This is a genomic window from Commensalibacter oyaizuii (assembly GCF_029953265.1).
Lineage (GTDB): Bacteria > Pseudomonadota > Alphaproteobacteria > Acetobacterales > Acetobacteraceae > Commensalibacter > Commensalibacter oyaizuii.
The window spans coordinates 1,754,382-1,774,899 of sequence record NZ_JASBAO010000001.1 but is presented as its reverse complement, the minus strand read 5'-3'; the positions used below and the strand labels follow the sequence as shown (position 1 = coordinate 1,774,899).

The window sequence follows — 20,518 nt, the reverse complement described above, 5'->3', positions numbered from 1 at the left end:
CTCCCTAAAATAGGCAGGCATATTATCAGAATCTTGTATTTTTTACCTTAATACAGGTTACAAATAATATTCGCAACAAGGCCGAAAACAGTAGTAATACCCTACTTAAATATTACAACTATTACTTAATATATGAATCGTAATTTAATATAAAAATTTTGTCCTTGCTCGGGATATCCTGTGGCCAGTTGGTAGTTTTGATCAAGTAAGTTTTTTGCACCAGCTCCTAATTCCAATTGATCGGTAATTTGGTAGGTTGCATTCATAGATAAATTTAAATAATGGCCTGTTTTAAAATAATAAATTCCAGTACTATCTGTTGTCCAACGATTGGAAGAAATATCTAATGTTGGTATAAATTGCAGTTTTTTAACTGGTTTCCATGTAGTATAAATAAAGGCTTTATGTTTTGGTACGTCTGTAGGATGAAAATTTGGAATATTAGGATCGTGTAAATTACGATGAATATAGGTATAATTACCACCAATTGATAAGTTTTTTAGAAGCTTTATTTCGGTAGAAAGCTCAAATCCATAATAATCGCCATGCCCAATATTACGATTTTGACTAATAGATACCCCTTCATATAACATAGGAAAAGATACAATGGCATTTGTTAATTGAGAGTAAAAAAAAGCCCCTGTAGCGCTGATGTTATTAAAATTATAGTTCACTCCAATTTCATAGTTCTTTGCCCGCTCTGGCTTAAGGTTAGGATTGGAAACTGCACCGCCAAAACGCGTACTAAATCGTTCAAATAAAGATGGAAACCTTACACGATCGGAAAAACTGACGTAAGAACTGGTTTTATTACTCATTTGCCATGCTAATCGTGCCTGACCATTTAATGCACCTTTATTTTTCGTTTGATAAGAAATAATACTATTTGTATCTGAAGAGAAACCTTCTGCTTGATTTAATTTCCTCCAATCATAACTACCGCCTGTAATTAACTTCAATTCAGGCAGAATATAAAATATATTTTCAAGGGCAGCACTATAACTTTCTTCAATTGATTTTTGATTCGGTTGATTATAGCCACTAGGATTACCATCAGGATAATTTTGAGTATGCTCATTATGCTCATCTAAACGACCGTAAAAAGCAAAATTAATTGAATCCCGCTGATTAATGTCCCATGTTAATTGTGTATCTCCTCCATATCCAACATCATAATAATAACTATTAAAAGCCTTTTTCATAGTTTGAGAGGTTTGAGAAATATTATCGTAACTACGTAATATATTATCAAATGTATTACGATATAGACGAAATTTAAGAATTAAATTATCTCTTATTTGAGTGTCAGTCATTAGTGACAATGAATCAATATTCCACGTTGGCCATGACCAAACCTTTTGATAAGATGGTGGATCAATCGTGTTTAGTGGTGCATTTTTTTCGCCTTCTTGTCTTGTATAGCTAAGAACATATTCGTCTGTATCATTGGGGGTAATGCCAATCTTTGTATTTATTCTCCAATCTAAAGAATCAGAAAATAAACGTTTTCCCTTACCTTGAGAGATTGTTGGTTTAAATTTTGATGACAAAGTCAAATGATCAATATTATTCTCATCAAAACTAAACTGAGTGTACCATTTTTCTTGACGAGTACCAATAAAACCAAAAACGTTGTATCCGCCATAACCTCCATTATGATCTAGATTAATATTACTACGAACCTCGGCATCAATTTTTTTCTTAGGCTTACGGGTAACAAGATTAATTAACCCCCCCATTCCGTCGGGCCCGTCGATCACTGAAGCATAACCTTTACTAATCTGGATCTCACTAATATCAGGGGTGACAAAACGTCCAAAATCTAAACGATTGTCATAAGGCAAATAAATTCTAATTCCATCAAGTAATAATGGAACTTGTAGACGACTGAACCCTCGGACATAAATTGTGCGCTCGTTGCGTGAGTTTCCTATGGATCCAATATTAACACCTGGCAAAACATCAACAGCTTCATCCAATGTGTTTAAATTCAACTCATCCATAGCCTTATGCGTAATAACAGAGTTACCAATTAGTGCCTTTCCTTGTTTTCCATAAACTGTAATTTCTTCAGAGGAAGGTTGTGCAAAAACGTTGTTCGTTTTTTTATTGGATTGTTTAACGGATTGATTATCACTGGGCACAGAAATATTTTGAGCCATTACAACGGGAGGGATTAAAGTCAGTGATGAATATATTGAAAAAAGTGTAAAAGTTTTTTTAAAGTTATTACGTCGTATAGGCATTATGTCATTTTCCAATTGTAACCTAATGTATTTTTTTAAAATTACATATATGGTTCTTTGTCAATACTCCTAAAGTATTAGTCACGATGGTATATTTTCTATTTTTATAATTTATATAAAGTAGCTTTATATATTATTAAGGAGTTACTTTATGTTGTGTAATCGTAATTTATTTGTCGTTGTTGGTTCTATTATTTACTTATCTATGTCGTCGATGACAGTATATGGTCATGAACACTTATCTTGTGCGCCTCTGGCAAGTAATATGGTTTCTTGGAATAAACCTGTATCTATAAGATCTGCTCAAAATATTTCCAATATACAGCATGCTACTATTCAAGTTGGCCAAACAATAAATGCGACCTTATTTCCTACTCGTTCCGTACAATTTCCAGTCCCGACAGAAGAACGTGGTGGAAGCGTTAGTTTTGCAGGATCTCTACAGTTTAATATTACTAAAAAATCTACTTACCGCATTATTACAGATGGTCGGCCTTGGATTGAAATGGTTCAAAATGATAAAACTATTCCATCTATTAAACATCAGCATGGTGAGAAATGTTGGGGTATGGAAAAAGTAATTGATTTCTCTTTAACCCCTGGTCGCCATATTCTTGAATTAACTGGCAATGGTAAAGAAAATATCAAGTTTATTGTCATCCCAGTGGCTGAATAATTGATTAATTATTATTCAAAATAAATAGGTCAGCTTAAAATGAAGATCAAAGTGATAGTTGCAGCCTTATGTATTGGGACAAGTACGCTACATCTTACATTACCAGGAAACTCAAAAACACAATCTACAGAAAATTCAGCCTTACAAGAAAGAATTAAATTAGGCCGTTATCTTTTTTATGATGGGGACTTATCAAAAGATGGCAGTATGTCATGTGCCACCTGCCATCGACAAAAACATGCTTTTACCGATAACAATAAAACTCATCCTGGTGTTAATAGTGATGAAGGCATTTTCAATGTTCCAACACTTAGTAATATAGGGGAATTTAAACATTTAACATGGGAAAATCCTGATGTTACAACCCTAGAACAGCATGCTATTATTCCAATTACAGGAACTACTCCCGTTGAAATGGGGATGAAGCAACAAGAAAAAGAAATAGAACGTCGTATTGCTGCTAATCCGTGTTATGTAAAATTATTTGATAAAGCTTTCCCTGATATCAAAGAAAATACCCAAAGTAAGGTTACATTTAATCATATTATCCAAGCTATTGGTAGCTTTGAAAGAACTTTGGTTAGTAACCAAAGTATATGGGATACCAAAAAAGGATTTAATAAAAAAATGCAACAAGGGGAAAAATTATTCTTTGGCAAAGGACAATGTGCAACCTGCCATGCTCCACCACTTTTTACTGATCAGAAATTTTATAAATTAAATAACCATATAAAAATACGTACTCCTACTTTACGCAATATTGAATTAACCGCTCCTTATTTCCATGACGGTTCAATCCCAACATTACAAGAAGCTATTGTCAGTCATAATCAAAATGAAGTTTTAATTCCGAATTTAACTAAACAAGAAATTGATGAAATAACAGAATTTCTAAAATCTCTGACTGATCATCAGTTTATTACAAATCCAAAATTTTCACTTCCTCCTGATATTTGCCAACAAGAAAGCAAAACAATAAATTAAAGATTTTATAGATAGGCTCATAAATTGAGTAGAAAAGCATGTCTGATAGTTTTTAGATATACTTTCATCATACAGGATAATTATTCTAAGTTAAGAAAATGCAATGGTTATGATCCTTGGATCATTTACAAATCTTAAAGATGGTACAGGAGAAAAAACTTCTGCCTCTTTATTTACTGATGAGCTTTTTGATTGTAGTGCAAAATTACAATTACTGCTGCGGGTTGAAAATATTGGATTACTCTGTAAGGGGGAAACTAGAGAATATTTTCATTAACAGAATTTAAGACAGTATGATTGATGTGATTGCACACATCAATATGTGGCCTCGACCCTGAACCAACGATCAGGCAAATATGCAGACGACTCTTAAGTGCTACAAGTAGGCTCATGATTTAAATTTTTCTTTTTCATTCAAGCCACTATATTTTGCAAAGGCATCAAGCATATACTTTCTTCCTTGTTCAGATAACCCCGTATCATCGTCAAGTACTTCCATAAAAGATTCTTTCGAAACTATTTTGGGATCAATTTTATTTATAAATTGTAAATTTCCAAATAATACGAAAAATTCTCCTCCCTCGGGTTGCCATATATAAAAATTACTTTCTTTAATCTCAAATAAAATATTGTAAAAATATATCTCGTTATAACAGTCTGTAAAGGATTTGTAATCTAAATCACATTTCTTTTTAATATCATCTTTATTGAAATAATAGTATATATTCATATCTTTTATATTTAAATTAAAAGTATTAATTAATTTTATTAATTCATCTGTTCCTAAGTATTCTATAACTATACGAGATAAGTAATTATTTTTTATCAAAAATAATTTATCTAACATTCCATCTTCATCAAAATAATCTTGTACCATTTTCTTCTTTCCATTGATTATAACAAATCTCAACTCCGAAATCATTGTTTACATTTTTATTTCTAATGTTTTCCTATCATCATTATTAAATTTTCTTGGTGTAGTATTCTAACTATCTTCAGGAACGATAAAACGAAATTTATCAGCAGTCTGAACGATTTCTGAGAGTTCCTCTAAATTAAACTCATACCCAGCTTCTTTTAGCCTTTGGAACAAATTGTTTAATATCTGTCCAACCATTTTGATCTAAGGTAATTTCTGCATATTCAGGAGTATGACATAAAACCAGACCAAGTATTTTACTGATTTCTTTACCCTTAAAATGAAACTTTATTTTTATCCAACATTGAATAAAAATAAAGTCTACTTATTTAAAATTATCGATATTTAAATAATAGCAAATCATTACTTGTTGCAAAACTATTCTATTCTGCCATAAGCTTCCTTATTTTCTACCAGTTATCTTTGACGACGCATATTTTTGCATCTTAACGCAAGCCTTTTTTATATGCTTTAGATAAAGTGATTTTTTGGCTTGCCGTAGTATTTTATCCTTTATTTATAGATCTATAAATATACATAATTTGTGTTGAAATAAATTAAAAAGAAAAATCTCCACTTTTACCACCTTGTTTTTTGACAAGATGAATATTTTGAATAGTCATTCTTTTATCGACAGCCTTTAACATATCGTAAACTGTTAATAATCCAGAAGAAACGCCCATTAAAGCCTCCATTTCAACACCTGTTGCCCCAACTGTTTCAGTTGTAACCTCAATTTGTAAGCTTAAATTTTCTTCATTTTTGTAAAAGTCGACATGCACATGACTTAAGGATAAAGGATGGCATAAAGGAATAATAGATGAAGTCATTTTTGTTCCTTGAATCGCTGCAATACGGGCAATTCCTAAGACATCACCTTTGTGACTGGCATTAAATTCTAATAATTGGAATGCTTCTATAGACATTATAATTGATCCAATTGCAATAGCAGTTCGTTTTGTCGTTTTCTTATTTGCAATATCAACCATATGCGCTTGCCCTGAAGCATCAAAGTGAGATAATTTAGACATGTATTTTTCCTATTATAATTTACTTTAGCCATCATAAACATATGATATGAAGGAAACCATGATTAAAATTTATTACTTTGGTTTTTTAAAAGAAATTCTCAGTATTGAGGAAGAACAAATAGAGTGGTCTGAAGGTAATTCTGAAACTCTATTAACATTATTACGATCTCGTAGTTCTTTTTGGGCAGAAAGTCTTTCTGAACAAAATATTTTTCGCATTGCAATTAATAAAAAAATTATTTATCAAACCACCCCTATTATACCAGGAGACGAGGTCGCTATTCTTCCCCCTGTTACGGGAGGGTAAAATGTTTTGGGTAAAAATTCAAAAAGCTTCATTCGATGACGAAATTCCAAAATTAGACCAACAAATTCAACAGAATAATTGCGGTGCTTTGGTCAGTTTTAAAGGTATTGTACGCGGATACGACGAACAAGAACCTTTAAGTTATCTTTACCTTGAACATTTTCCAGAAGTTACAGAGCAAGAAATTAAACGTATCTTGCAAGGTGCACAAGAATATTGGACTATTCATAGTGCTATCGTCATTCACCGTATTGGGAAACTAAATGTAGGCGAAAATATTGTTCTTGTTATGGTTTCTGCTTCTCATCGTAAGGCTGCCTTTGAAGCTTCCCAATTTATTATGGATTATTTAAAAACAGAGGCTCCTTTTTGGAAAAAAGAGTTTTTTCAAGATGGTACTTCACGTTGGGTTAAAGCAAAAGAGACAGATATAGAACAAAAAAAACGCTGGCAAGTTTCATGATGAACAAAAAACATATTATATCTAGTGTCATTCTAGCAGGCGGAGAAGGCCAGCGTATGGGCAGAAAAAACAAAGGACTTATTTCTCTTAATAATATTCCTTTAATTCAACATGTAATTGAACGTCTACGTCCTCAGTCAGATCATATTTTAATTAGTGCCAATAAAGATATTGAAGCCTATCAAGAATTTGGTTTCCCTGTTATTTCAGATCAGACAGACTATCAAAATAAAGGGCCTCTTGCTGGTATTCTCAGCACAACTGCTTTTATTCCTAAAGATACAGATGCACTTCTTATAGTTCCTTGTGATACTCCTTTCCTACCCATCAATCTAGTATCGATATTCGTAAATAACTTATATAATCAAGTAGAAAACGAGATTGCGTATGCTGCAACCCACACCCAAATTCATCCTAGCATTTTTCTGTGTAAACCAAAGATTAATGATGGATTAGCAGCGCATCTCAACCAACAACAATTTAGCTTAAAATCTTGGATTTTTAAGCACAATTCGGTAAAAACCGTTTTTGAAGATGAACATGCATTTACAAATATAAATGATATGCAAATACTTCATCAAAACCAATAGGAACTGATTATGCTCGATTATTATCAAGCTTTACACAAATTATTAACCCAAACTATCCCTTCTTTAAACAAGAAAAGAGTTGCTTTGATAGAGGCTGACCATCTTATTTTAGCTGAAGATTTAACAGTTCAGTATGACACACCCTTTTTCAGTAATAGTGCAATGGATGGTTATGCTTTAGGGGGTGATATTGATGCTTGCCAAGAGTGGAAAATTATTCATCGCATTGCAGCAGGTGATACCGCACAATCAGTATTTTTAAAAACTGGCGAAGCAGCCAGAATATTTACAGGAGCCCCAATCCCAGAGGGAACCACCGCTATAATTCAACAAGAAAATACGCAAGTAAATGATAATATTTTAACCATTACTTCAGTAATTAAAAAAGGGCAGAATATTCGCTATAAAGCAGAAGAATTAAAAAAAGGTAATGTTTTTCTTTCTTCAGGTCAGTACATTACGCCTGCAGTCATTGCTTTATTGGCCAGTCAAGGTTACGCGACAATACCTGTGTTTAAACCATTAACCATTTACGTATTTTCGACAGGAAATGAACTGTTAAATCCAGGAGAACCGCTAACTGCTGGAAAAATTTACGATGCTAATCGTTATTTACTATTATCATGGTTAAAACAAACACCTCATCATATTATTGATGCTGGAACTTTACCAGATAATAAAGAAGCAACGGAACAAGCTCTCAACAACGCCAGTCAAAAAGCAGATATTATTATCACTTCTGGTGGTGTTTCTGTTGGTGAGGAAGATCATGTTCACACAGCAATTGCAAAATTAGGCAAGCTCACTTTATGGAAGCTTGCTATAAAACCAGGAAAACCTTTTGCATGGGGAGAAATTAATAACTCAACAGTCTTTATGCTTCCTGGAAATCCAGTTAGTACTTTTATTACGTTTCAACAACTCGTTGTTCCTGCTCTAAAAAGATTATCAGGAATTAAAATCGAACAGTGTGTGCCAAAAGCAATCATGGCAAAAGCAATGTTTTCAACCCACAAAAAACAAAATCGTAAAGAGTTCCTTAGAGTCCAATTACAACCAAGTGCTACTGGAATGGATGTGAAACTTCTTTCACATCAAGGATCTGCAATGTTATCTACTTTTACACAAGCTAATGCTTTGGCAGAAATACCAGAAGATACACTAGTACATGAAAATGACTATATCAAGGTCTATCCGCTTTCTTACAACTTTAACACTTAAAATCTTTGAGTATGTATTATGGAAAAAATTAAAATTGGTCTTATTTCTATTAGCGATAGAGCCAGCAAAGGAATTTATAAGGATAAAGGACTTCCTGCATTAAAGGATTGGCTTGATCTTGCTGTTTTAAACGACAAAGAATATATTGAACATTTAATCCCAGATGAACAAAATCTTATAGAAAAAACGTTAATTAAGCTGGTTGACCAAGATAAATGTCCTCTTGTTTTAACAACAGGCGGCACAGGCCCTTATATTCGTGATGTTACGCCAGATGCAACTTTAGCTGTTGCAGATAAAGTTATGCCAGGATTTGGTGAACAAATGCGCCAAGTAAGTTTGTATTATGTGCCGACAGCAATTCTGTCCAGACAAGTCGGAGTTATTCGTAAGCAAAGCTTAATCTTAAATCTTCCTGGTCGCCCAAATGCTATTAAAGAAACCTTAGAAGGCGTTAAAGATGACGATGGACATGTAAAGATACATGGTGTTTTTGCTTCTGTTCCAATGTGCATAGAAGTTATTGGAGGCCCCAGAGTAGAAACCAATGAAAAAATCGTCAAAGCCTTTTTACCTAAAATATAAATTAGCCACCTGTCATCGACATAATTCGGTTGATTCTTTTAGGTTGTTCTAAAAAATCATGTGATTGAGGTTTCAACTTAATGGCTTGCAATATAGCCTTTTGTAATTCCTCATCACTGCATTGATTACGAAGTAAAGGCTTTAATTGGAAGCTATTATCTTGCCCTAGACACATCAATAATGTGCCATCAACAGTCAATCGAACACGATTACACGTTGCGCAAAAATGCTGAGATAATGGAGTAATCAAACCTAGATTAACGAACCCATTTTCTGTTTCCCAGTACCGTGCAGGTCCATTTCCAATTTTCTTAGTTGTGGGCTGTAGATTAAACCTTTTTTCTAATTTTTTAACGGTTTCTTGCAAATATATAGAGGCTGTATTCCGTCCGCTTTCACCAATTGGCATGACTTCAATCAAACATAAAATATACTGTTGTTGAATACAAAATCGTAACATTTCTTCAACTTCATCAAAATTACGATCAGGCATTACTACCATATTGATACGAACTTTTTGAAAGCCTGCTTTTTTTGCAGCCGACAATCCAGATATAATATTATCTAGACAATTACTTCCGGTAATTTCTTCAATATGTTTGGAGTTTAGAGAATCAAGACTTATATTTAACCGATTCAAACCCGCTTCAAATAAGGGTTCTGCTTTATCCGCTAATAAAGTTGCATTGGTTGTCATAGACAAATCTTTAACTTGATCTATTGCTTTCATTTTACGAACCAATTCAACAATATCTTTTCTTAATAAGGGTTCCCCTCCTGTTAAGCGAAAATAATAAGTACCTAATACTGAAAAGTTATAAACCACTCGTAATATCTCTTCAGTAGATATCCAGTGATCTGGGGGCTCAAACCCCTTAAACCCTTTTGGAATGCAATAATTGCACCTTAAATTGCAACGATCTGTAATAGATATTCTTAAATAATCTACTGTTCTACCGAAATTATCTATAAGCATTATACAGACCGTTCTGAAAATAAGAATTGTTATTTAAATTACACTCTAATTTAGATGTATTATTTAGATAAAGATATAAATTTTGCATCTCTTAAATTCAATATTTTATGCTTTGTTTACTAATTTACCATTTTCCAATAACAAAACATCTTCGGCAAAGAAATTAATATCTTCAGAATCATGGGAAATTATCAATAACAAACAACCTATTTGCTGTTGAATAGACTTTACCTCAACACGTAACCGTTGGCGTAGTTGATGATCCAACATTGAAAACGGTTCATCTAATAATAAAAGCTTTGGTTTTGTTACTAAAACTCTTGCAAGGGCTACTCTTTGTTGTTGTCCGCCAGATAATTCATGAGGATAATGATAGGCTAAATTAGATAATTCAAAGCGTTCCAATAATTCAGAAATCTCAGTTTTATATTGATTTTTTGATGGATTGAAAATTCCTTTTTTCAGTGAGAATGCTATATTTTGTTGTACAGTCAAATGAGGAAACAAACTATAAAATTGGAAAAAATACGCCAAATTTCTCTGTTGTGGCTTTAAATTAATTTTTTGTATATTGTCGAAAAAAATACAGTCTTGAATTTTTATAAATCCTGTATCTGGCATTAATAATCCAGCAATTATTTTAATTAGCGTTGTTTTTCCTGATCCCGAAGAACCAAATATCGCGACAGATTGACAAGAAGAAGCATATTCAAGATTCAATTGAAAAGATCGTTGATCAGTTAATAACGTTTTTTGAATATTCCAATTAAAATTCATATTTTGCCACTAATAAAAATTTTTATAATGAGTCAATTTTTTTGCAGTAAATAAAACAAGAATACAAACAATTGATAAAATAATTACTGCTATATTTGCAGAATAATTATTACCTTCTTGAACAGCTTCATAAATCGCAATTGATAACGTTTCTGTTTTACCAGGAATACTGCCTGCAACCATCAAGGTTGCACCAAATTCCCCCAATGCTCTGGCAAATGATAATAACAAACCTGCCAAAATTCCCCGCCAAGCTAATGGAAGTGTAATACGAAAAAAAATTGAAAAATTAGAAATCCCTAAAACACTCGCAGCCTGTTCATAACATGGATTTACATTTTCAAAAGCTGTTCTAGCAGGTTTAAAAACTAAAGGAAATGTCACAATCGTTGCCGCAATCACAGCACCTTGCCATGTAAAAATTAAATCAATATCAAAACATTTTTTTAAAAACTGACCAACCCAACCATGTCGACCTAATAGAACTAATAAATAATATCCTAAAACAGTTGGGGGTATAACCATTGGCAACGTTAAAATCGTGTCTAAAAATTCTCTTCCTATAAATTTTTTACGTGCAAACAAAAAACCCATGGGAACAGAAATAAAAAGGTTAATAATTACAGAACATCCAGCTACTTTTAATGAAAGAAATAATGCATCCCAAGAAAACTGTGCCATATTCACTTCTAATCATTAATGAGGAACACTGGCAAAACCATATTTTACTAAAATTTTTTGCCCTTCAAAAGATAAGACAAAATCAATAAATTCTTGTGCATTTTTATTTTCAGTTTTTTGTTTAACCAATGCAATTGGATAACGAATTGAATGATTTAAAGAAAAATCTTGTATAATTTTAACTTTATCTGATAAAAGAACAGCATCGCTGTAATATACAAACCCAACATTTACCTCATCACGAGCCACGTAATTCAAAACCTGTCTGACATTTTGACCAATGATTAATTTTGTTTGGATTTTATCCCATAATTGACTTTTTTGTAATAAATTCTGAGCATATTTTCCTGCAGGCACAATTTTGGGTTGCCCTACCGCTATTTTTTGAATGGACGGTTGTAACAAATCGTCTAGATTTTGTATATGTAAAACACTGTGAATAGGTACGATTAATACAAGACTGTTATAGGCAAAATCTTTTCTGCTTTGCTTAACAATTAGACTTTTTTTTTCAGCCTGATCCATAGTCTCTTCATCTGCAGATGCAAAAATATCAACAGGTGCACCTTGTTCTATTTGTTGTAACAAACCGCCAGACGCACCAAAATTGAATAAAATTTTATCCGTAGGATGTTTTGTTTCATAGATTATAGCTATTTCTTTAAAAGCATTACTTAAACTGACTGCTGCTGAGATGATGATCTCTTTTGCATTGGCATTTTGTAATCCGCTAAAGAAAATAAACGCTGCCACTAAACAATTTAAAACACCTTTTCGAATAAAATTATATTCTTTCATCACTTGAATCTTTTTCTTATGAACGTGGTCTAACTAATTGCCACTTACGATTGATATAAGTTACCATACCAAATCCGCTAAAAATATGAACCAGCCGAGTAAATGGAAAAAGCCCAAACAAACTCATTCCCATAAATAAATGAATCTTAAAAATAATAGAAGCATTTGTAATATAATCTGAGGCATCGCCACGAAATGTAACCACATGTTGCGCCCATGTCATAAGATTAACCATTTCATGTCCATCAAGATGTTGAGCAGAAACGGCAATTGTGGATAGCCCTAAACATAAGGTAATAAATATCCATACTAACAGTAATTTGTCACGCCATGTACTATTTTGAGTTAAGCGATCTACAGTAAAACGTCTATGGATTAAAATAATCAGTCCAATGAAACAAAGGCCTCCCATTGCTCCACCAGCAGACATTGCCACTATTTGTTTCAAAGAATGGCTGACCCCTATTGTATCCCAAACAATTACTGGGGTTAATAACCCTACAAGATGACCAAAAAATAAACCTAATATTCCAATATGAAACAGAATGTTACCAATTCGTAATTGACCACGATACAATAATTGACTGGAATCACTTTTCCAAGAATATTGTTCACGTTCAAATCGAACAAGACAACCAACTATAAAAATAACCAATATAATATAAGGATAAATCCCAAAGATAAACTTATCTAGAAAGTCCATGGCTCTCTCCTTTATTCTGATCATATGCTGGACAAATTTTACAAGTATTTGGTTGTAGTAAAGGTTCAACACCTTCTATGTTGGGTCCAAATTTTTCTAATGCTTCATCCATATCTCGGATAGGGGGCGTTAGCAAAGGAACAGGTTTTTTCAGTGAATATTGTTCTAATAAAGCAAAAACACCACCATAGATAGAATTCACTTCCTGTAGTTTTTTTCCAATATGACCGATAACGTCAATCGCAGCTGTTAGCAGTTCGATCGCTTGCTCTTTTTCACAAACAGACAAAAATTCAAGAAATAACGGTAAATAATCAGGTAACTCATCGACTACGGATATTTCAAAGCCTTTACTCTGATATTCAGCCATCAAGTCAACCAAAGCTTGTCCACGAATACGATCCTCTCCGTGGATATGCTCAAACATATGCAAAGAATAATTCCGGCCTCGATCAAAAAGATTTACATATTCCTCTTGCAAAACAAGCAACTCTTTCTCGCGCAGATCCTTTAACAAAGGTAACAAGAATGCTGAATTAACTTGTAATTTTGCTAAACGGTCTTCTAACTCAGGAACAGCATCTATCAACTCTTGCTCTGGGTAACAAAGAAGCACTGAAAGGATTTTAAAAATTTCCATTAGCTATTACTTTCTTTTTCTTTGTTACAATTACGATCATTAATCATATCTGTGAAAATAATAGGAGATTGCTTTTTACCAAATAAACTTTCTTTGCTAACACCATCAGAACATCCATTACCAAAAGAAAACCCACAAGAAGCTTTATCTTTGAATGCATCCTCAACCATCTCTTTATGAGAGGAAGGAATAACAAAACGATCTTCATAATTAGCAATCGCCATTACTTGATACATTTCGTTAATCTGTTCTTCAGATACGTGAAGATTTTCTATTGTCGATAGGTCTGGTTGAGCATCGACAGATTTACTACGCATATAGCGGCGCATTGCAATCATTGTTTCCAATGCTTCGATAATTGGTTCTTCTTTGCCCGCAGTCAATAAATTAGCAAGATAGCGAACTGGAATACGTAAGTCCTTAATTCCAGGAATAATTCCCTTTTCTCCAATGACACCTTGTTCAACAGCAGATTGAATTGGAGATAAAGGAGGAATATACCAAACCATTGGCAATGTTCGATATTCTGGATGTAATGGGAAAGCAACCTTCCAATCAACTGCCATTTTATAAACAGGTGATTTTTGGGCCGCATCTAACCAGCTTTGTGGAATTCCTTGCTTCAATGCTTCAGCAATTATGTCTGAATCATTAGGATCTAAAAATAAATCTAATTGAGATTGATATAAATCTTTTGGATCTTGTGCAGAAGCTGCCTCTTCAATTTTATCGGCATCATATAATAAAACACCAAGATAACGAATACGCCCTACACAAGTTTCAGAACAAACTGTTGGTTGTCCCCCTTCAATCCTAGGATAACAAAAAATACATTTTTCAGATTTTCCTGAAACCCAATTATAATAAATTTTTTTATAAGGACATCCAGAAACACACATCCGCCAACCACGACATTTATCTTGATCAATTAAGACAATACCGTCATCTTCACGTTTATAAATGGATCCAGAAGGACAACTTGCAACACAAGCTGGATTTAAACAATGCTCACATAATCTGGGTAAATACATCATAAATGTATTTTCAAATGTGGACATCATTTCCTTTTGGATACCTTCAAACAAAGCATCTTTTGACCTTTTAGAAAATTCTCCTCCAAGATCATCTTCCCAGTTAGGTCCCCATTCAATTTTATCCATTTTCTTTCCGGTCAAAACAGAAATAGGACGTGCAGTAGGTGGAGTTTTCATATCAGGAGCATTTTGCAGATGTTCATAATCATACGTAAAAGGCTCGTAATACTCGTCGATCTGCGGCAAATCTGGATTGGCAAAGATATTTGCCATAATCTTTAACTTACCTCCTTGGCGAGGTTTTAATTTATTATTTTTTAAAACCCATCCACCATTATATTTATCTTGATTTTCCCATTCTTTTGGATAACCAATACCTGGTTTTGTTTCAACGTTATTAAACCAAGCATATTCAACACCATCACGGCTGGTCCAAACATTTTTACAAGTTACTGAACAAGTATGGCATCCAATACATTTGTCCAGATTTAACACCATGCCAATTTGTGCTCTGATTTTCATAATATAATCCTCTTATTACGCTTTAATACTTTGTTGAGCTAAATTGACGGTTTCTTGTAACCAATCAACGTTTTTCATTTTACGAATAACCACGAACTCATCACGATTAGAACCAACTGTTCCATAATAGTTAAAACCATAAGAAAGTTGAGCATATCCACCAATCATATGCGTTGGTTTTAATACCGCTCTCGTCACTGAATTATGAATACCACCGCGCTTTTTAGAAACTTCGGCTCCAGGAACATTTACAATTTTTTCTTGGGCATGATACATCAAGATCATTCCTTCTGGGATACGTTGACTGACCACAGCTCTTGCGGTTAACGTACCGTTAACGTTGAACGCCTCAATCCAATCATTATCAACAATCCCAGCTTTTTGAGCATCAATTTCAGAAACCCAAACATGAGGACCACCACGAGACAATGTCAGCATTCTAAGATTATCAGAATACGTACTATGAATACCCCATTTTTGGTGAGGAGTGAGGAAATTCAAAATAATTTCTGGATTACCATTACCGTGTTGCCCCAAAACCTTTTTGGTTGTTTTCAAATCAATCAAAGGTTTATACACGCATAACCCTTCACCAAATGCACGCATCCACTGATGATCTTGATAGAATTGTTGTCTGCCTGTAATCGTTCTCCAAGGAATCAGTTCGTGAACGTTCGTATAGCCTGCATTATAACTAACTGTTTCGCTTTCTAGACCAGACCAAGTAGGGGAAGAAATAATCTTACGAGGTTGAGCCTGAACATCCCGAAAACGAATTGTGTCATGTTCTCTAGGTAACGCCAACGGCGTATGATCAAGCCCAGTAATTTTGGATAATGCTCCCCAAGCTTTTACTGCAATATGACCATTCGTTTCTGGCGCTAATGTCAAAATCATTTCAGCAGCATCAATCGCAGTTTCAAGCCTTGGCTGTCCTTTTGCGACACCATCTTGAACAATTTTGTTTAACCCACGAAGTATATCCACTTCATGTTTTGTATCCCAGCTAATGCCTTTACCACCGTTCCCGATTTTTTCTAATAACGGGCCAACAGAAGTATATTTTTGATAGATTTCACCGTAATTTCTTTCAACAACCGTCATTGCAGGCATCGTTTTTCCTGGAATAGGATCACATTCACCTTTTTTCCAATCTTTTACATCAAAAGGCTGGCCCAACTCTTGAGGCGTATCATGCATTAGCGGCGTTAAGACTAAATCTTTTTGAACTCCTAAATAATCATCAGCAAGCTCTGAGAATTTTTTAGCAATACCTTTAAAAATTTCCCAATCGCTCTTACTTTGCCATAAAGGCTGCACTGCTTCACTTAGAGGGTGGATGAAAGGATGCATATCGGATGTATTAAGGTCATCTTTTTCATACCACGTTGCCGTCGGTAAAATAATGTCAGCATATAAACAAGTCGTTGACATGCGGAAATCAAGCACCACTAATAAATCTAATTTTCCTTCAGCAGCAGGCCTTACTTGAATTTCTTGTGGCGCAATACAATCAGCCTCATCACTTAACAAAGCATTTTGAGTACCTAATAAATATTTAAGGAAATACTCATGTCCTTTTCCTGATGACCCCAGAATATTAGAACGCCATACAAACATATTACGTGGAAAATTCTTTGGATTATCTGGATCATTACAAGACATATCCAATGATCCATCTTTTAAGCTTTCAACGGCATATGCAATTGGGTCTTTTGATGCTGCCATTGCTTGTTGTGTTACTTGCAATGGGTTTGTTGTTAATTGCGGTGCAGAAGGCAACCACCCCATACGCTCAGCTTTCGCATTACAATCAATCAAAGACAATCCATCAAAATGATTTAGTGCTGTAGAAGATGTAATTTCATCAAGATGTAATTTTTCATGACGCCATTGGCTGGTATGGTTATAAAAAAATGAAGTTCCATTCATTTGTCGTGAAGGACGGTGCCAATCAAGACCAAAAGCAAGTGGAGCCCAACCTGTTTGTGGTCTTAACTTCTCTTGTCCCACATAATGGCACCAACCACCACCACTTTGTCCAATACAACCACACATCATCAACATATTAATAATGCCACGATAAGTCATATCCATATGATACCAATGGTTTAACGCAGCACCCACAATAACCATACTCTTACCTTGAGTTTGATCTGCATTGTGCGCAAACTCACGAGCGACTTGAATTACAAGTTCTGGTTTTACGCCAGTATGTTTTTGTTGCCATCCTGGGGTATAAGGAACATCGTCTAAATAATCCTTTGCACCGTCGCCTAAACCGCGGTCAATACTGTAATTAGCTGCCATCAAATCAAAAACGGTCGTTATAAAGATTTCTGACCCATCAGCAACTTTTATTTTTTTAACAGGAACCTTACGAGTAAACTGCTCGTTATCACCTTCTCCTGCAAAATAATCAAAAGCAACATCTACAACTGCATCACATGTATCCAAAACAGAAAGTTGTGCTTCAATAGCCTGTCCTTGGCTATTTTGTTCTTGTAAATTCCATTTACCATTATCCCCCCATCTAAACCCAATAGATCCTTTCGGGACAACAATGTTTCCGCTTTTGCCATCAATAACCAGCGTTTTCCACTCAGGATTTTTTTCTTCATTTAAATTATCATCTAAATGACTTGCTCTTAAAAAATAATTTGGTAGATAATAATCTCCTTTATTATCTAACATAACCAACATAGGCATATCCGTATATTGGCGACAATAACGTGTGAAATAATCAGAAGGGTTATCTAAATGAAACTCTTTAAAGATAACATGTCCCATTGCCATTGCTAGTGCAGCATCTGTTCCTTGCTTTGGTGCTAGCCAGATGTCACCAAACTTAACCATCTCACCATAATCTGAAGAAACCGCAACTGTTTTAGTCCCCTTATATCGAACCTCTGTGTAAAAATGAGCATCAGGAGTTCTGGTCATAGGAACATTAGATCCCCAAACCATTAAATAGGTTGAATTATACCAGTCTGCGGACTCTGGAACGTCAGTTTGTTCCCCCCAAATTTGAGGGCTGGCAGGGGGTAAATCGCAATACCAATCATAAAAAGATAAAGGAACACCACCAATTAATGATAAATATCTCGAACCAGAGGCATAACTTATCATCGACATTGCAGGAATTGGTGAAAATCCAACAACTCGATCTGGACCAAATTTTTTAATTGTAAAGTTATTTGCTGCCGCAATAATTTCGTTTACTTCATCCCAAGATGAACGAACCATTCCCCCCAAACCACGACGAGATTTATAGGATTTAGCAATTTCTGGGGTTTGACTAATATATTCCCAAGCTGAAATAGGATCTTTATTTTTTCGAACCTCACGCCACAACTGAGCAAGTCTGCCTCTCAGCATTGGATATTTTACTCGTTGAGCTGAATAGACATACCAGCTATAAGATGCTCCACGAGGGCACCCTCTTGGCTCATGATTAGGTAAATCTGGGCGAGTACGAGGGTAATTCACTTGTTGTGTTTCCCACGTAATCAATCCACTTTTTACATAAATCTGCCAACTACAAGAACCTGTACAATTCACACCATGCGTAGAACGCACAATTTTGTCATGTTGCCAACGTTGACGATACGCATTTTCCCATTTTCTATCTTCTTCAACAACAGCGCCATGACCATTTGCAAAACTACTTTTAGTCCTTTTAAAGAATGATAAACGATCTAATAAGTGACTCATAATTTCAAACCTTTAAAATATAACATCAATTAACACGCACTCTTTGCGTTTTTGCGAAGATAAAACCACCAATTTACAACCAAACATGAGCCATAAAACACAATGAAACAATAAAAAGCCAACTTGAAAGATCCAGTATAAGCAACTGCTGTTCCACAAAGTTTTGGAATGATAAATCCGCCATAAGCACCAATTGCACCCATAAAACCAAGAACTGCTCCTGTTTCTTTGATGGAATTCTTGGCAGCTTCTGTAGCATTTTCACCAGATGCGGCAGCTAATCTACGATGGAAAATAGAAAAAATAATTGGAGTTTGAGCAAAAACAGATCCATTACCTAATCCAACGAAAACAAAAACCAACATAAAGCTAATAAAAAAGCCTAGAAAGTTACCGCCTTGCCCATGATCAGGTAAAAAATATAAAACAGCCAACGTAAAGATAACAACACCAATAAAAGCAGTTTGGGTCACAAGTGTCGGTCTAATTTTATCAGAAATCATACCACCAACTACTCTAAAGATAGACCCTAGTAATGGTCCTAAAAATGCATATTTTAGTGGATCAATATCGACAAACTCATGTTTAATTAACATAGGGAATACAGCAGAGTATCCAATAAACGATCCAAACATTCCCAAATATAGCCAACATAAAATCCAATTATCTTTACGTCCAAAAATAACGGACTGGTCTGAAAAAGATGCTTTGGCAGACGCAAGATCGTTCATCCCAAACCAAATAAATAATAAAATTAATAGAATAATTGGAACCCAAACGAAACCAATGTTTTGCAACCAAATGGTGGTCTCTTGCCCGTGTTGTACAATCGTTTTAGCATCACCACCAAAAATACTAATACCAATTACTAATGGAGCCGCAAATTGTAAAACAGAAACGCCTAGATTACCCAACCCAGCATTAACGCCTGTTGCATATCCTTTTTCGGTCTTAGGAAAAAAGTAACCAATATTCGCCATAGACGAACTAAAGTTTCCTCCACCAAAACCACACAACAAAGCAATAATTGCCATTGTTGTAAAACTTGTTTCTGGGTTTTGAACGCTAAAGCCAAACCAAACTAAAGGAATTAATAAAGTTGCAGTTGAAATAAATGTCCATTTTCTGCCACCAACAATGGGAACCATAAACGCATAGAAAATTCGTAATGTTGCACCTGATAATGCTGGTAAGGCTGTTAATAACATTAACTGATTGGCATCATATTTAAACCCAAGTTTGGGTAAATAAATTACAACCACACTCCACAGCGACCATACAACAAAAGCAAATAAAAGTGCAGGCACTGAAATCCATAAATTTCGTGTGGCTATTTTTTTTCCTTGTTCTTGCCAAAAGTCTTTATTTTCCGGCTCCCATTTTGTTAATAACCTGGACATATATATATTCCTACTTCAAGATAATTATATCTTTGGTTTGCCAAATAAAATATCAACTCATTTTAATATCTAGTTTTTGGCTCTATTCTCTTATGATTTTAATATATTTAAAATCTCTAACCAATTCATCGAAGAGGCAAAAAGTGCTATATACTTGACTAGGTCTAGTCTAATCCTTTTGGGTTATTTTCCTTGTAAAAGGGATTTCATAAAAATTTTAATATCAATTAAATCAAGTAACTAAGGTCAGA

At 34.4% G+C, this 20,518-nt stretch carries 20 protein-coding genes; 8 read left to right on the top strand and 12 right to left on the bottom strand.

Features of this window, described 5'->3' with window-relative positions; genetic code table 11:
• Positions 1–125 precede the first annotated feature (125 nt).
• On the bottom strand, positions 126–2,246 hold the full coding sequence (locus QJV27_RS08000; protein WP_281448408.1) for a TonB-dependent receptor plug domain-containing protein: 2,121 nt from the start codon (positions 2,244–2,246) through the stop codon (positions 126–128).
• A 151-nt stretch (positions 2,247–2,397) separates the two neighbouring features.
• Here QJV27_RS08000 and QJV27_RS07995 point away from each other — a divergent pair, with 151 nt between their 5' ends.
• The 3 genes from QJV27_RS07995 (at position 2,398) to QJV27_RS07985 (ending at position 4,183) form a co-directional block, all read left to right on the top strand.
• Positions 2,398–2,922 (top strand): hypothetical protein, encoded by a 525-nt coding sequence (locus tag QJV27_RS07995; RefSeq protein ID WP_281448407.1) that lies wholly within the window; start codon positions 2,398–2,400, stop codon positions 2,920–2,922.
• Positions 2,923–2,961: 39 nt separating this feature from the next.
• On the top strand, positions 2,962–3,906 hold the full coding sequence (locus tag QJV27_RS07990; protein ID WP_281448406.1) for a cytochrome-c peroxidase: 945 nt from the start codon (positions 2,962–2,964) through the stop codon (positions 3,904–3,906).
• A gap of 103 nt (positions 3,907–4,009) precedes the next feature.
• Positions 4,010–4,183, top strand: coding sequence for a hypothetical protein (locus QJV27_RS07985; RefSeq protein ID WP_281448405.1), 174 nt, complete (start codon positions 4,010–4,012; stop codon positions 4,181–4,183).
• Between the two features lie 111 nt (positions 4,184–4,294).
• Here the strand turns inward: QJV27_RS07985 and QJV27_RS07980 are convergent, their stop codons facing one another.
• Together QJV27_RS07980 and moaC are read right to left on the bottom strand one after the other, a co-directional pair.
• Positions 4,295–4,783 (bottom strand): hypothetical protein, encoded by a 489-nt coding sequence (locus QJV27_RS07980; protein ID WP_281448404.1) that lies wholly within the window; start codon positions 4,781–4,783, stop codon positions 4,295–4,297.
• A gap of 599 nt (positions 4,784–5,382) precedes the next feature.
• The gene (gene moaC, locus QJV27_RS07975) at positions 5,383–5,856 is read right to left on the bottom strand and encodes a cyclic pyranopterin monophosphate synthase MoaC (protein ID WP_281448403.1); all 474 of its coding nucleotides are present in this window, start codon (positions 5,854–5,856) and stop codon (positions 5,383–5,385) included.
• Between the two features lie 58 nt (positions 5,857–5,914).
• On the opposite strand from moaC, the gene QJV27_RS07970 reads away from it, so the two are divergent.
• From QJV27_RS07970 to mog, 5 genes are read left to right on the top strand one after another with little or no spacing between them, the layout of a single operon-like run.
• A complete protein-coding gene (locus QJV27_RS07970; protein WP_281448402.1) occupies positions 5,915–6,163 on the top strand; it encodes a MoaD/ThiS family protein in 249 nt (82 codons plus the stop codon).
• A 1-nt stretch (position 6,164) separates the two neighbouring features.
• Positions 6,165–6,626: a molybdenum cofactor biosynthesis protein MoaE gene (locus tag QJV27_RS07965; protein WP_281448401.1), complete on the top strand. Its 462-nt coding sequence runs from the start codon at positions 6,165–6,167 to the stop codon at positions 6,624–6,626.
• Entirely contained in the window at positions 6,623–7,216 is a 594-nt protein-coding gene (mobA, locus tag QJV27_RS07960) for a molybdenum cofactor guanylyltransferase MobA (protein WP_281448400.1), read from the top strand. Before QJV27_RS07965 ends, mobA begins: the two co-directional genes overlap by 4 nt.
• Positions 7,217–7,225: 9 nt before the next feature.
• Positions 7,226–8,437, top strand: coding sequence for a molybdopterin molybdotransferase MoeA (locus QJV27_RS07955; RefSeq protein ID WP_281448399.1), 1,212 nt, complete (start codon positions 7,226–7,228; stop codon positions 8,435–8,437).
• 18 nt (positions 8,438–8,455) lie between these two features.
• Complete coding sequence (mog, locus tag QJV27_RS07950) at positions 8,456–9,022, top strand: molybdopterin adenylyltransferase (protein WP_281448398.1); 567 nt, start codon at positions 8,456–8,458, stop codon at positions 9,020–9,022.
• 1 nt (position 9,023) lies between these two features.
• Here mog and moaA read toward each other — a convergent pair whose 3' ends face one another.
• From moaA to QJV27_RS07905, 9 genes are all read right to left on the bottom strand, one after another.
• Positions 9,024–9,998 (bottom strand): GTP 3',8-cyclase MoaA, encoded by a 975-nt coding sequence (gene moaA / locus QJV27_RS07945; protein WP_281448397.1) that lies wholly within the window; start codon positions 9,996–9,998, stop codon positions 9,024–9,026.
• A gap of 105 nt (positions 9,999–10,103) precedes the next feature.
• Entirely contained in the window at positions 10,104–10,775 is a 672-nt protein-coding gene (locus QJV27_RS07940; protein WP_281448396.1) for an ATP-binding cassette domain-containing protein, read from the bottom strand.
• 9 nt (positions 10,776–10,784) lie between these two features.
• Positions 10,785–11,456: a molybdate ABC transporter permease subunit gene (modB, locus tag QJV27_RS07935; protein WP_281448395.1), complete on the bottom strand. Its 672-nt coding sequence runs from the start codon at positions 11,454–11,456 to the stop codon at positions 10,785–10,787.
• Between the two features lie 15 nt (positions 11,457–11,471).
• Positions 11,472–12,254, bottom strand: coding sequence for a molybdate ABC transporter substrate-binding protein (gene modA, locus QJV27_RS07930; protein WP_281448394.1), 783 nt, complete (start codon positions 12,252–12,254; stop codon positions 11,472–11,474).
• 16 nt (positions 12,255–12,270) lie between these two features.
• A complete protein-coding gene (gene narI, locus QJV27_RS07925; protein ID WP_281448393.1) occupies positions 12,271–12,957 on the bottom strand; it encodes a respiratory nitrate reductase subunit gamma in 687 nt (228 codons plus the stop codon).
• Positions 12,941–13,597: a nitrate reductase molybdenum cofactor assembly chaperone gene (narJ, locus tag QJV27_RS07920; protein WP_281448392.1), complete on the bottom strand. Its 657-nt coding sequence runs from the start codon at positions 13,595–13,597 to the stop codon at positions 12,941–12,943. Before narJ ends, narI begins: the two co-directional genes overlap by 17 nt.
• Complete coding sequence (gene narH, locus QJV27_RS07915) at positions 13,597–15,153, bottom strand: nitrate reductase subunit beta (protein ID WP_281448391.1); 1,557 nt, start codon at positions 15,151–15,153, stop codon at positions 13,597–13,599. Before narH ends, narJ begins: the two co-directional genes overlap by 1 nt.
• A 15-nt stretch (positions 15,154–15,168) precedes the next feature.
• Positions 15,169–18,867: a nitrate reductase subunit alpha gene (locus QJV27_RS07910; RefSeq protein ID WP_281448390.1), complete on the bottom strand. Its 3,699-nt coding sequence runs from the start codon at positions 18,865–18,867 to the stop codon at positions 15,169–15,171.
• Between the two features lie 29 nt (positions 18,868–18,896).
• Positions 18,897–20,267, bottom strand: a complete 1,371-nt coding sequence (locus tag QJV27_RS07905) for a NarK family nitrate/nitrite MFS transporter (protein WP_281448389.1) — start codon at positions 20,265–20,267, stop codon at positions 18,897–18,899.
• Positions 20,268–20,518 lie beyond the last annotated feature (251 nt).

Bases quoted from the DNA above. Each gene is read 5' to 3' on its own strand.
- QJV27_RS08000 (WP_281448408.1), bottom strand. From the start codon at position 2,246: ATGCCTATACGACGTAATAACTTTAAAAAAACTTTTACACTTTTTTCA.
- QJV27_RS07995 (WP_281448407.1), top strand. From the start codon at position 2,398: ATGTTGTGTAATCGTAATTTATTTGTCGTTGTTGGTTCTATTATTTAC.
- QJV27_RS07990 (WP_281448406.1), top strand. From the start codon at position 2,962: ATGAAGATCAAAGTGATAGTTGCAGCCTTATGTATTGGGACAAGTACG.
- QJV27_RS07985 (WP_281448405.1), top strand. From the start codon at position 4,010: ATGGTTATGATCCTTGGATCATTTACAAATCTTAAAGATGGTACAGGA.
- QJV27_RS07980 (WP_281448404.1), bottom strand. From the start codon at position 4,783: ATGGTACAAGATTATTTTGATGAAGATGGAATGTTAGATAAATTATTT.
- moaC (WP_281448403.1), bottom strand. From the start codon at position 5,856: ATGTCTAAATTATCTCACTTTGATGCTTCAGGGCAAGCGCATATGGTT.
- QJV27_RS07970 (WP_281448402.1), top strand. From the start codon at position 5,915: ATGATTAAAATTTATTACTTTGGTTTTTTAAAAGAAATTCTCAGTATT.
- QJV27_RS07965 (WP_281448401.1), top strand. From the start codon at position 6,165: ATGTTTTGGGTAAAAATTCAAAAAGCTTCATTCGATGACGAAATTCCA.
- mobA (WP_281448400.1), top strand. From the start codon at position 6,623: ATGATGAACAAAAAACATATTATATCTAGTGTCATTCTAGCAGGCGGA.
- QJV27_RS07955 (WP_281448399.1), top strand. From the start codon at position 7,226: ATGCTCGATTATTATCAAGCTTTACACAAATTATTAACCCAAACTATC.
- mog (WP_281448398.1), top strand. From the start codon at position 8,456: ATGGAAAAAATTAAAATTGGTCTTATTTCTATTAGCGATAGAGCCAGC.
- moaA (WP_281448397.1), bottom strand. From the start codon at position 9,998: ATGCTTATAGATAATTTCGGTAGAACAGTAGATTATTTAAGAATATCT.
- QJV27_RS07940 (WP_281448396.1), bottom strand. From the start codon at position 10,775: ATGAATTTTAATTGGAATATTCAAAAAACGTTATTAACTGATCAACGA.
- modB (WP_281448395.1), bottom strand. From the start codon at position 11,456: ATGGCACAGTTTTCTTGGGATGCATTATTTCTTTCATTAAAAGTAGCT.
- modA (WP_281448394.1), bottom strand. From the start codon at position 12,254: ATGAAAGAATATAATTTTATTCGAAAAGGTGTTTTAAATTGTTTAGTG.
- narI (WP_281448393.1), bottom strand. From the start codon at position 12,957: ATGGACTTTCTAGATAAGTTTATCTTTGGGATTTATCCTTATATTATA.
- narJ (WP_281448392.1), bottom strand. From the start codon at position 13,597: ATGGAAATTTTTAAAATCCTTTCAGTGCTTCTTTGTTACCCAGAGCAA.
- narH (WP_281448391.1), bottom strand. From the start codon at position 15,153: ATGAAAATCAGAGCACAAATTGGCATGGTGTTAAATCTGGACAAATGT.
- QJV27_RS07910 (WP_281448390.1), bottom strand. From the start codon at position 18,867: ATGAGTCACTTATTAGATCGTTTATCATTCTTTAAAAGGACTAAAAGT.
- QJV27_RS07905 (WP_281448389.1), bottom strand. From the start codon at position 20,267: ATGTCCAGGTTATTAACAAAATGGGAGCCGGAAAATAAAGACTTTTGG.